Consider the following 13,105-nt stretch of genomic DNA (forward strand, 5'->3'; position numbering starts at 1 on the left):
GTAATATTTATTATAAAAACCTCATTTCTTAGAATACTTTAAAAATTAGATACCTATTTACTACTAAATAGTATTTTACTTTTAATAATTTTATTGCTTGAAAAAAAATAATATTTTTAATATAAAATCATATAGAAATGGAAAATTTATCTGGCAAAAAAGCTATAATTACAGGAGGTAGTAGAGGTTTAGGAAAAGCTACTGCAATTGCTTTTGCTAAACAAGGAATAGATGTTGCTATTACTGGGCGAAACGAAGAACGTTTACGTAGTACTGTTACAGAATTAAAAACATACGGTGTACAAGCTACTTATGCTATTTTTGATGTTAGTAACTACGACCAAGTTAAAAAAGGGATACATGATATCATAACTACATTTGGTACTGTTGACATCTTAGTAAACAATGCTGGTATTGCTGCTTTTGGCACTTTTAACGACATGAAAGTAGAAGACTGGACTCGGATTATACAAACTAACTTAATGGGAATGTATTACGTTACCAAAGAGGTTTTACCTTATTTAATTGAAAAAAATGAAGGTGATATTATTAATATTTCTTCTACTGCTGGTTTAAGTGGTAATGCAACTACCTCAGCTTATTCTGCTTCAAAATTTGCAGTAATGGGTATGTCTGAATCATTAATGAAAGAGGTTCGTAAAAACAATATTAGAGTTTGTACGCTTACTCCGAGTACTATCGCTTCAGATATGTCTTTAGAATTAGGAATTACAGATGGTAATCCTGAAAAAGTATTACAGCCTGATGATTTTGCCGAATTAATTGTAGCTGGTTTAAATTTACCTAGAAGAGCTATGCTTAAAGGTGCCTCTTTATGGTCTACCAATCCATAAATATTATAACGATGCCTTTCCCTTTTTTATTAGTAAGGGGGAAACGCATCGTTTTTAATTATTATTTTTTAAAGAAAGAAACTATTTTTTTAAAGAAGCTAGATACTTTGTGTTCATTTGTAGCTTCAGTACTATTACTTGCATATTTTGCTGCATGATTCTCTTTATAAGAATGCGCTTTTAAGATTTCTCCTACTTGACTTTTATACTTAGCCCCCTTTATCTTATCTACTTGATAAATATAATTTGCATAACCATCAATTTCAGCCAATACATTAAGCCCTCCATTCCATGTTTTTCCTTGTATTCCTTCTTTTTCTATTTGAAACAATAAAGCTCTAAAACGTTTTAATGATTTCTTATTTATATTCAGTTTTTCATTAACTACAATACCTGTTACCTCTTGCCTTTCATTACGTTTCATAATTCGTAACTTATCAGGGTGTAACTTAAAATTTTCTTCTGTAATAATTTTTTTAGAATATTTTAATATCGCTGTAATATGTTTAAACTGTTCTTGATTTCCTGAAAAAGTAGTATCATCTACATAACGAGAATACATAAAACCATATTTAGTAGCCAAACCATCTAATCGATAATCCATTTTACTACATAAAATATTTGTTATCGCCGGACTACATGGAGATCCTTGTGGTAAAAATCGATCGCCTCTTTGTGTAAAATAATTTTCACCTAATAAAGAAAGGTCTAAAATTTTAGATTCGGAACATAATAATGAAAAGATCACTGCTAATTGCTCTGAATATCCTAGTGATTTAAAAACTCCTTTTATTCTTTTATAAGTTACTGATGGAAAAAAGTTTTGTAAATCTTGATTAATAACTACCGCTTTATTTACATGAGTTTCAGCATTACTAACAATAGATCGTTCTTTTACACAACCATGCGCCTTTTTGTGAACCGTTACTTTATTTAAAATATTTTCTAAAATAAAGTGTTGTGCTCTTTTTAATCGAGGCATTGGAGCTGAAATTAATCGGTATCCTCCCGATTTCTTTGCTACTTTAAATCGTTTGTAATGATGAATCTTTGAATTTTTTCTAGAAAAGGCTAAAAATCGGAGTTCATTCACCGTTATTTTCATAGCTTCAGCTAACTCTTTTGCTGACTCATAAACTGGTAAATCGTTTTCTTTAAGTCTTGCAACGTTCGTTTCAGTATCATTTAATTGATGAGAATATCCATCACCTATATAAACAATCTCTTCTTTTTTTGTTTGCTGCCACTTTGCTGCTTTTTCCTTACGGATTAACGCTCTCTTTAACGCAGTTTCTTTTTGTTTCTCTTTAGATAACTTCTTTCTTTCTTTATGCTTATTTGCAATAAAAGCTTCTGTATCTTCTATAGATTTCTCTTTTTTAACAAGTGCTGTTAAATTACTTGAAAGCTCTCTTTCTTCTTTTAAAAATGCATTTGCTTTTTCGAAATCTACTTCATTATCACCCCAAAAACCTAATCGTTTCATTTCTGAAAGAATAAATTCATCTTTAGATGATTCTTTAATTTTATCGTAAATTTCTTGTCTTCTCGTAGCTGAATTATCCATAACAAAAAAAGGTAGCAATAAGATGTATGTTTTTTTCCCTTCGTACAATTCTAAAGACTGAATTGAACAACTCCAGTGAAATAGGTACTAGTGTACTGTTTCACTTCGAAGAAGTATAACCGGAAACGGTACACTAGTACCTATTTCACAAGTTAAGTTCGAGTCAGTGACGCGTTCGGTGTCTGTAAGCTAGATTGGCGATACACCAATCAAATTGCAAGGTTTTTATCTTATTACTACCAAGGTTTAAATATATTAATTATTTTTTATCAAAAGTGATTCTTGTTGCTAAAATATGCTCACAAGGTCCTTTTGTCATTTTATTTTGATGATAATAACTGCAAGTACACTTAGCATCAACGATTTGAAAATCATTGTTAATATGTACACTTGTTCTATAACTATCACTCACTACGGCATATATCTTTATAACATTACTATCATTTTCTATTTCTAACTCCGAAACAGCTCCTGACTCCATTAATTGATACGCTGTTTTATCTATTTCATTCGAAAAACGTAACGATTCTAAATCAATTCCATCTTTCTTTAATTCTCTAATTCGGTATACGTTGTTTTTTAAATCGTACACTACTTTTCCTGCCTGTGTAAAAGTTTGTAACGATTGCTGTACAACCGTTTTATCTAAAGCCAAATTCTTGGCTAAACTTTCTTCCGTATTAAACCAATCTTTACGCAACGCTAAATAAATACTCTGCATGGTGGTTGCAGGTACTTGCCCTCTTGGAGAAAGCAAATCTAAATTCGTGGTTTTCGTCCAATCATTAGCTGTCCAACCAGACAATCCTAATGTAAAATACATATCATTTGCCAAGTGTGCTATATAAAAAGACGGCATACCGCTACCCAATAAATGAACTGTAAACTTATTCGTAATTGGCAATAGTCTTTCTAAAATAGTTATACGTCTTCTTCCCCAAACTCTAATTTCATGGGCTTCATTACCTTTATATATAGATTTTAAACATGTAATTTCTATATTCCAAGGTTCAAAAACAGCTACAATAGGTTGCCCAGGTTTTAATATATATTTTATAGCTCTTGGCCCTTTTTTTTCTTTGTATCTTTTTAATACAGTTATAAAATTAGCGATATCAACAGCATCTAAATCAAATGATACTTTATCACTTGTCATAGCTGTACTTACTTGTAAAAAACCGCGCACCCAACTATCTGGCAAATCAATTTTAACTTCTCTATAAATATCTTCTCCTGTTGTTCTTACATCAAAGCCTTTAGGATCTACTTTAAATTCTGTTTCTTTATAACTACGTATCTTTTGAAACTCATTATACAATGTTTTTGAATAATCGATATTTGTAGTACCACATTTAAACTCACTTATGTTGTTAAAAACATCATAACCACATGATAATTTTCCATAAACAGATTCATCTTTACTAAAACATTCAAAAAATACCTGATCAGGATGTACTGTAATCACCGGATCTAACACTAACCAAGCTGCATAATCTCGTGTGTATAAATACTTAAAATATTTTCGTTGTGCTTCGTAAAAGGGCTTTGTAACTTCTTCTCTCTTAGAACGTAATTTTTTTAATTGTTCCTGAATATTTTTTACGTCTGTTTTTACACCAGCTAATGCTGCTGTTGCTTCTGCTACCCAAATATCTTCTTGGCTCTTTAACCAAGCTAAATATTCGGTATTATCTTTAGGTTTAAAATTAAAATCAGCTGTAACAACGCTATGTAAGGTTGAAATAGCTTCTCTAAATGGAATCTTTTTATCTAAACTTCCTACAAAATAAGTAGGTTCTCTTAATACATCTGGCGCAAAACTAACCCCTGTAGAAGACATACTGTTATTAACACTACTGCTACCACTATATTTAAAATTAAATTTCATTTTTCTTCTTAACTTTATTTAATTAATAATGGTATTGCTACATCTGAGTGCTTTTCAGAAATAGTTAATAATATATCTATAATTTTATCTTTATCAGTAACCGTTTTGGTATCTAAAATGGTATTTAAAATTCGTACTGTCATTAAAGCTACTTCTTTATATTTTTTAGATTCTTTTTCTAAAAAAGAGTATACTCTGGTCTTTGTAGCTCTATTAGAGTTAATGTAAAACAAGGTCGTTTTAAAGTAATCTTCTAATTTTAAAATTACCCCTACATTATCTGAAGCATACGTATCTAAGTAATTGGTTGTAAAAAACTGCATACTCTTTGCTGGGTGCTCTTGTAAGCTAACGAGTAAAGGCAGTCCTTTTTCTTCTGAAAAATGTTTTACCGCCATACTTCGTCCTAAGTATTGCACTTGCTCTTTTACATGATCACATACATATAATAACATTTGTACAGTCCAATTTTTGGCATCTATATGTTCACTAAAATAATCACATCCCCAGTCAATAACATCTTGCCAATTGGTATTAAAAATAGGCAATGCTTCTTCTAATTCGTAATTTACCCTAGCTACGTTATTTTTAAAGTAAGTTTGTAATCCTGTTCTTATAGAAAACACATCACTGTGAGCTAAACGTATTAAATCTGACATACTTAGAGCACTCATGCTTATGCTACTTTCAAAAATCGGAGTTCCTAGCTTTTGTGCAAATTCATATTTTGATAGCACTAATGTTATTATTCCTTCTTTTGATAACTCTTTTAAATCAGCTCCGTATAACTGTATTAAAGTTTCATAACAGTTCTCATGCAAGCCTTCATAATTTTCATCTTCTGTTATATATGCTAATAATTGTTTTAATAAGCCATCCTTAAACTCGCTATCTAATTTTGTTAATCTATCAACCGTAGGTCGAATTGCCTTCCTTACTTCAGAGTATTCAGAAAAACAAAAACTAACGATATCTTGTTTATTTTCTATTAAATATTTATCAGGAAAGTGTGTTAAAAGTTCAATACCTGCACTTCTTAACACTTCTTCTTCTGACGTTATATATTCTTTATAATTTTCTTTAAATAAATCATAAGCAGGCGTAGCGTTATGTTTCGCTAAGTTGATTGCGAATAATTTATTTGTTACAGAATTTGAAGCTGCTAATTCCACGATTACTTTAACAGGAGTACCACTCAATAATTTACCAAATAAAGTATTTCCTATTAAATAATTTACTGCTATTAGAAAATCGAGCGAGTAATTAGACGACTCTTTAAATAATTCTTGCAAATAATCTATTGATAAAATAGTATTATAAGCTATACTTTTTTGATATACATCTCTTAAATAATCTATTACTAAAACCTCATCAGTAAGTAATAGTTTTGTAACCAAAGAACTACTTATTAAATAAGAAGTCTTGTATTTCTTTAACCAATTTAAACCTAATTCGACTGCTTTATCATTTTTAGATGATAACAATGTTATTAAAATAGTTTCTTCTGGTTGACTTGTTGCATATTTTTCTTCTAACAATGCTGTTACTAAATCTAATACCTTTGGATGTTTATGAGCTAGTAATTTTGAAAATATTTCGTCAGATAGGTTTTCTAAAAAGTGAGAGTTATCTTTTATTATACGTAAACAAAAATCTACTGCAATTGTACTTTTAGCATTTGCTAGTATGTATAATACTTCAGTTGGTTTTTTATTCCAAACACTAGACAACATTTCTTCTCTTACAACTTCGTTAGTTGTACTTTCTATATAATACCATTTATTCTTTTGCTCTTTAAACCTACTTGAGCTACCATATAAAATATACATTAAAGCAGAAAATTGATGGTATTTAGGATAACACTTCTTTTCTACATCGTAATTTCTTGTTGCGGGATTATATACATAATCATGCTCTACACTCTCTGTTACCTGATCTTCATCATCATCTAAAACACATAGTATTTCAGTGGCATATTGAATATAGGTTTCTTGATTTTCAACACTTAAGTTATATATATATTTATAACTATTTTTAGTAAAGTAATCTTTTGTTTTACCAGAAAAAGCTATTCCTGGATTTTGTTTTTTCTTTTCTTCAAAAGCATAAACCCATTCTCCTTTTACACTTGGGTAATCAGAAGTATAACCTGCTTTACCAATTGCTATTTGTTTAGATAGTAGCGCAAAAAAATGTGTATCATTTATTATGCAAGCCGCTCTATATATATAACGTATAGATTTAAATGTGTTTACTTTTAAAGGAACTTTTTCTAATAATTTAAATAATTCATCCCTTAAAGTATCATTATCATACGCATATAAATATGCATAAAATAAGAACATTGGGTTTTCTTTGTTCTTTCCTAAAAACTGTAAAGCTAAAGGTGTTATTTCTTCTTCAGAAATGTGTTTAGCAACCTCGGCATGTACTATTTGTTTATCCTTAGCACTTCCATATCTTAATATATAAGCACAAGCTACTCTACCTACAATTGTTTTTAGGTGATGGTTTTTAAAAACCTTTAGAATTTCTGCTACGTAATTAGATTGGTTAAATTCTGCTAATACAGTAATTGTATTGTACTGCTCAAATTCATCTAAAGAATGGATAAATTGAGCTATTTGTGGTATTGCTTCTCTAATTTTTAAAACGCCTACTCTTGCAATAATTTTAGATACTTTCCAATTTCTTGTATAGGTACCTTTTATTGCTTGCGCTAAGTATTTTAAAATTGTTTCTTTTCTTGCAGTGTTTTCGTCTTTATGTAAACTTTCGTCTACTTTAATCGACTCTTGTAAGATTTCTGAATACCCTTTCTTCTCCTTGCTTTCCACTAAGCTATTAAAAGTTTTTTGAGCTTCTTCATAAGATACAGGAAAAACTGTTTTTGTTCCTTCTCTTAAATTTGCACCTCTTCTACCGTACCTAAAGTTTACAACAAATAAATCTTGACTCTCGCATAAATCTACTTCATAAACTTTGTCTGATTTTTCGTCTGAAAAATATAATTTTTTCTGTTTAATTAATTTCAAGCTTTACATTTTTTTACACTCTAAATATATAACTTATTTAGAACAAGATAAATTTCTTTATATATCTTTTATAAAAAAATAATTACATGAAACCTCCTTTTAAGTTTACAAAACTCATACCTAAATTTTCATCTTCTAAAAACGCTATCGCCCTTTTACTTCGCATACCTGATTTACAATACACTACAAGTGGTTTATCTGTTTTTAACTCTTTAAAACGTTGTGGTAATTCTCCTAATGGAATATGTTGTCCGTTAATATAATTTTGTTCACGTTCCCAATTTTCACGTACGTCTAATAAATTATACTTAGCTATATTATTTTGTAATTCATCTAAAGTAATTTCATTTTCAATAGTATGTATTCCACAGAAAAAGTCGTAATCTTTTTCTAATTCAGTGATCTCTATATTTGCTGATTTTTCAAATTTTAATAGCATTTGACGCATACTTAAAGTATCATACATCAATAGTATATTTGCTAACACCTCACCTATTTCTAAAATAATTTTAATCGTTTCGTTTGCTTGTAAACTTCCTATAATTCCTGGTAACACACCTAAAACACCAATTTGTGAACAGTTTGGTGATTCATCTGGTTTTGGTGGTGTTGGATATAAACATCTGTACGTAGCGCTTCCTTTATAATTAAAAACACTTACTTGTCCTTCAAATTTAAAGATTGCACCATACACCAATGGTTTGTTTGTTATTACCGCAGCATCATTTGTTAAGTATCTTGTGGAAAAGTTATCACTTCCATCTACAATTACATCATATTTATTGAATAATGAAATGGCATTTTCTCTCGTCAATTTTTCTTTATAAACAGAAAAATTCACAAAGGGATTTAATTTTGATAAGCGTTTTGCTGCTGTTTCAGCTTTAGAAAAACCAATATCATCAATTCTGTATAAAATTTGACGTTGTAAATTACTTTGATCAACTACATCATCATCTATAATTCCGATGTTTCCAACACCTACTGCTGTTAAATATTGCAATACAGGGCAACCCAATCCGCCAGCTCCTATTACCAAAACCTTCGCTTGTTTTAATTTTAATTGCCCTTTTTCTCCTATTTTATCTAAAATAAGATGACGGTTGTATTGTTTTTGTTCCTGCGCTGTTAACTTCATTTCTTCTTCTGTTATATTATTTTCTTCTAATTAAAAAAGAATTAAATGACTTTGTAGACTTCATTTGTTGTTGCCAAAATAATAAAGGAAATGAGATTATTAATGTTGCTATTACACCATAAAAGATACTCAATCCTATTGATAAAACAACTCCTATTCCAATTCCTATTAGTAATATTTTTTTATCTATTTCTGCTTTAATGTCATTAACATGTTTTTTATCTGTTTTTCCACAACTCAGACAGTTTATAGAAAACTCTGAGCCTTTTTCCATTTGCAAATCAGGTCTTGTTTGAGATTTTGACTTTATAATCACATCTTTCTTACATGACATACAATTTGTATATAATTTCATTTTTTATTTACTTAGCAATTAATTTTTAAAGGCTTCCCAATCTTTCCAAACAACTTCTAACCCTTGCTCTTTTAGCATTTTCACAACCTCTTCGGTACTTCGTTCATCAGAAATTTCAAACTGCTCTAACGATTGTGGTTCTACTGAATAACCTCCTGGGTTTGTTTTTGATTCTGCACTGATAGATGTAGTTCCTAAATTAACAATATTATTTCTAAAAACTTCACTTTCTCTTGTTGACATTGATAATTCTATATCTTCATCAAACAAACGAAATGCACAAATTAATTGTACTAAATCTGAATCAGTCATTTCTACTTTTGGTTCTAATCCGCCAGAATGTGGTCGTAACCTTGGAAACGAAATAGAATACTTCGTTTTCCAATATGTTTTTTGTAAATACTTTAAATGTAATGCTGTAAAAAAACTATCGGCACGCCAATCTTCTAATCCGAATAAAGCACCTAAACCTATTTTATGAATTCCTGCTTTTCCTAATCTATCTGGCGTATCTAAACGATAATTAAAATTAGATTTTTTTCCCTTTGGATGATGTTTCTTATACGCTGCTCTATGATACGTTTCTTGATATACCAACACCGCATACAATCCTGCATCAATTAACGATTCATATTCATCCTGATCTAAAGGTTGCACTTCAATCGTAATATTTGAAAATTGAGAACGAATTAATTGAATAGCATTTTTTATATAAGAAACTCCTACAGTTTTATTCGCTTCACCTGTAACTAACAATATATGGTCATAGCCTTTTTCTTTTAAAAAAGCGACTTCTTTTAAAATTTCTGGATCAGTTAACGTACGTCTAGGTATTTTATTAGTCATACTAAAACCACAGTATGTACAAATATTCTGACATTCGTTACTTAAATACATTGGCGCATACATTTGTATGGTATTTCCAAATCGTTTTTTAGTAAGTAAACTACTCTTCTGTGCCATTTGCTCGATGTACGGACGTGCAGCTGGAGATATTAAGGCTTTAAAATCTTCTAAATCAAGTTTATCTTTTGATAAAGCATGTTCTACCTCAACGGTTGTTTTATGAAAGATGCTTTTTAAAGTATCTTCCCAATTATAAGTATCGAATGTTGTTTTAAAATTTTGTTTTACCACAATTTACTTTTTTAATGCTGTCATCGTCATTGCGAATTAAATAAAATGGAATAAAGCAATCTGCTTACTATTGTAAAAGATTACTTCGTCGTACCTCCTCGTAATAACCTTAATTCAGAAACGACGTTAACGGACTGCTTGCTTCAGCTTGCTGCCTTATTGGAGCTAATTTTGCTTCATAAGCCATTCTACCTGCTTCTACCGCCATTTTAAACGCCTTTGCCATTGCTACTGGGTTTTTAGATACTGCAATCGCCGTATTTACCAACACCGCATCTGCTCCCAATTCCATTGCGTATGCTGCATGTGATGGTGCTCCAATACCTGCATCGACAATTACAGGAACATTAGACTGTTCGATAATTATTTCTAAAAAATCTTGTGTTTTTAAGCCTTTATTACTTCCTATCGGTGCACCTAATGGCATTACGCATTGTGTTCCTACCTCTTCTAAACGCTTACATAAAACAGGATCGGCATGAATATAAGGCATTACTATAAATCCTAATTTCACCAATTCTTCTGCCGCTTTTAATGTTTCAATAGCGTCAGGTAATAAATACCTAGGATCGGGATGTATTTCTAATTTCACCCAATTTGTTTCTAACGCTTCTCTAGATAATTCTGCTGCAAAAACCGCTTCTTTTGCCGTTCTAACTCCAGATGTATTGGGTAATAAATTAATATGAGCATGATTTAAATGCCCTAAAATATCATCTTCTTTATTTTGAACATCTACTCTTTTTAAAGCAACAGTTACCAATTCGCTTTCAGAAGCTAACAATGCTTCTTTCATCAAGATTGAAGAACTAAATTTCCCTGTTCCTGTGAATAAACGTGATGTAAATTCTTTATCTGCTATTTTTAAATACTGATTCATCTTATTTCTTATTAGGTTGATCGTAGTTGAGACCTTTTTATAATTTTTTTAAAATAAAAATCGCTCGACTGCGCTCGAAGAGACATATAAAACTACTTGTCATCCATTTTATACACTTGCTCTTGCATACTTGGAGCACTTAAAATTTTATGAAAAACAGGAATACTTGTAAAATCATTTGTTATTGCTCCTGATACTGCTACACCATAAACACCAGCATGTACAATTCCTGCAACATCATCTAAAGTAATACCACCAATGGCTATTATTGGAGTTTCTGTTTCTAACTCTTCAACTATTTTCTTGTATCCTTCAACTCCTAAAACAGGACTTAAATTCTTTTTAGTTTCTGTGAATTGAAAAGGGCCTAAACCAATGTAATCAACTTTTTTATCAAGTAATTTTTTACAATCTTCTAACGTATTTGCTGTTCCACCAATTGAATAAAACTTACCCAAATAATCGCGAACTTTTAACGGACATGCATCTTTTTCTCCTAAATGAACACCATCTGCTTTTACTTCTTTAGCAACTTTATAGTAATCGTTTATAATTAATCGCGTTTGAAAATGCATTGTTATTTCTCTCGCTTGCTTTGCTGTTTCTAAAATCGTTTTAGGATCAAAACCTTTTAAACGAAGTTGCACCCATTCCGCTCCAGATGCACAAGAATTTTGTATATTATCTAAATGCTCTTGAGCCGTTTTGCCTTGTGTTATATACTGTAATTTACTTATCATATTATTTGTAATTATGGGTTCCTAAGAGAGATTCATTTGAATTTAAAAATTGTTCTGTATACCATTTCGTGTTTTTACAAGCATCTTCTAAAGGAATATCTAGCGCTAAGTTTGCCGCCAATGCCGATGACAAAACACAACCGCTTCCATGCTTTTCAAAAACAGTTTCAGCGATAGGCGGAATATTCATTTTTACTATTTTACTATAATATACTTCGTCCCATCCTTTTTTATCTTCTCTATGACCTCCTTTTAAATAAATATTTGTTCTTTCTGAAATGAACTCAATCGTCTCTTCTATGTTTTTACTAGGAAATAATTCTTGTATTTCGTTATAATTTGGTGTAATAATAGTACAATTGCATAATACTTTTTCAAATATATTTAGACTTCCATCTTCATGGAAATCAAACCCTGCACTTGCTTTTAAGATTGGGTCTAAAACTATTTTTATCTCCGGATTTAACTTTTTTAAAGTTAGAACGACTTCTAATAAAATATCCCAAGATTGAATGATTCCTATTTTTACTACAGAAATTGAAAAACGTTCAAACAATGTTTCAATCTGAGCTATTATGATTTGTTTATCTATCCAAACACAATCTTTAAATGTAATATCATTTTGAACAGTAACGGCGGTACATACTGATAGCCCGTACAAACCATGCGCTTCAAATGTTTTAATATCTGAAGTAATTCCTGCTCCGCTTGATGGGTCTAAACCTGCAATGGTTAGTATGTAATTTTTATTATTCAAATTATTTTTTATTTAGTTCTCGACTTCGCTCGAACTGACAGAGCAACAAAATTATTTAATTATACTTTTTTATAATAACTTTTTACTTGTCATTGCGAATAGCATGAAGCAATCTATTATTCTACTGACAGATTACATCGTCGTTTCCTCCTCGTAATGACGCTTAATTTTTTTAAAACTCTCTACAGGGTTTTCGGTATTCCAAACACCTCCTAAAACTCCTATTCCTTCAAAACCTAATTGAATTGTTTCAGCTATAGTTTCGGTGTTAATTCCTCCCATTCCAACAATTGGTTTATCAATATTTGTTACATCAAACCCTCGTCCTTCATACCCTTCTTTTGAAATAGATGAAAAAACTGGACTTAATAAATGGTAATCAAACTCAATATCACAAGCTGCTAACTCTTCTGGTTCATGAAAAGAACTACTCATGGTTTTTCCTAACATATTTAGCCCTATAAAATATCTACTTCCGTTTTCTAAAGCATCTCGCCTTTTTTGTTCTTGAAAATGGATTCCTTTTAAATTGAATTCATTTGTTAACTCATGAAAATAATGAACAACTATTTTAGTATGATATTTTTTTTCTATCTGATTTAAATACGAAACATGCGCTTCATAATCTTTAAATGGTTTTCTAAGATGATAATATTGTAACCCTGCTTCAAATAATTGGTGCAGAATTACAATTTCATTTTCTACATCTTTTTCTGGGGCAATAAGTACAATCATATTAGTTTGATTTTAGTAA

At 30.4% G+C, this 13,105-nt stretch carries 11 protein-coding genes; 1 reads left to right on the top strand and 10 read right to left on the bottom strand.

Annotated features, from left to right (window positions below):
• Positions 1–137 precede the first annotated feature (137 nt).
• On the top strand, positions 138–854 hold the full coding sequence (locus tag CXF68_RS19400; RefSeq protein WP_101046897.1) for a 3-ketoacyl-ACP reductase: 717 nt from the start codon (positions 138–140) through the stop codon (positions 852–854).
• 61 nt (positions 855–915) lie between these two features.
• On the opposite strand, the gene CXF68_RS19405 is transcribed toward CXF68_RS19400, so the two are convergent.
• The 10 genes from CXF68_RS19405 to CXF68_RS19450 all read right to left on the bottom strand — a co-directional run bounded on the left by CXF68_RS19405 (position 916) and on the right by CXF68_RS19450 (position 13,086).
• Entirely contained in the window at positions 916–2,421 is a 1,506-nt protein-coding gene (locus CXF68_RS19405) for a reverse transcriptase family protein (RefSeq protein ID WP_101046899.1), read from the bottom strand.
• A gap of 259 nt (positions 2,422–2,680) precedes the next feature.
• Entirely contained in the window at positions 2,681–4,309 is a 1,629-nt protein-coding gene (locus tag CXF68_RS19410) for an SWIM zinc finger domain-containing protein (protein WP_101046901.1), read from the bottom strand.
• Between the two features lie 14 nt (positions 4,310–4,323).
• A complete protein-coding gene (locus tag CXF68_RS19415; protein WP_101046903.1) occupies positions 4,324–7,344 on the bottom strand; it encodes a WGR domain-containing protein in 3,021 nt (1,006 codons plus the stop codon).
• Between the two features lie 82 nt (positions 7,345–7,426).
• The gene (moeB, locus tag CXF68_RS19420) at positions 7,427–8,482 is read right to left on the bottom strand and encodes a HesA/MoeB/ThiF family protein (protein WP_101046905.1); all 1,056 of its coding nucleotides are present in this window, start codon (positions 8,480–8,482) and stop codon (positions 7,427–7,429) included.
• Positions 8,483–8,498: 16 nt separating this feature from the next.
• On the bottom strand, positions 8,499–8,837 hold the full coding sequence (locus CXF68_RS19425; RefSeq protein WP_157822013.1) for a hypothetical protein: 339 nt from the start codon (positions 8,835–8,837) through the stop codon (positions 8,499–8,501).
• An 18-nt stretch (positions 8,838–8,855) separates the two neighbouring features.
• A complete protein-coding gene (gene thiH / locus CXF68_RS19430; RefSeq protein WP_101046909.1) occupies positions 8,856–9,974 on the bottom strand; it encodes a 2-iminoacetate synthase ThiH in 1,119 nt (372 codons plus the stop codon).
• Between the two features lie 109 nt (positions 9,975–10,083).
• Positions 10,084–10,854, bottom strand: a complete 771-nt coding sequence (locus CXF68_RS19435; RefSeq protein WP_101046911.1) for a thiazole synthase — start codon at positions 10,852–10,854, stop codon at positions 10,084–10,086.
• A 92-nt stretch (positions 10,855–10,946) separates the two neighbouring features.
• Positions 10,947–11,594, bottom strand: a complete 648-nt coding sequence (gene thiE / locus CXF68_RS19440) for a thiamine phosphate synthase (protein WP_101046913.1) — start codon at positions 11,592–11,594, stop codon at positions 10,947–10,949.
• A gap of 1 nt (position 11,595) precedes the next feature.
• Positions 11,596–12,351: a hydroxymethylpyrimidine/phosphomethylpyrimidine kinase gene (locus CXF68_RS19445; RefSeq protein WP_101046915.1), complete on the bottom strand. Its 756-nt coding sequence runs from the start codon at positions 12,349–12,351 to the stop codon at positions 11,596–11,598.
• A 132-nt stretch (positions 12,352–12,483) separates the two neighbouring features.
• The gene (locus CXF68_RS19450; RefSeq protein ID WP_101046917.1) at positions 12,484–13,086 is read right to left on the bottom strand and encodes a thiamine phosphate synthase; all 603 of its coding nucleotides are present in this window, start codon (positions 13,084–13,086) and stop codon (positions 12,484–12,486) included.
• Between the last annotated feature and the right edge of the window lie 19 nt (positions 13,087–13,105).

It is taken from the genome of Tenacibaculum sp. Bg11-29 (assembly GCF_002836595.1).
GTDB lineage: Bacteria > Bacteroidota > Bacteroidia > Flavobacteriales > Flavobacteriaceae > Polaribacter.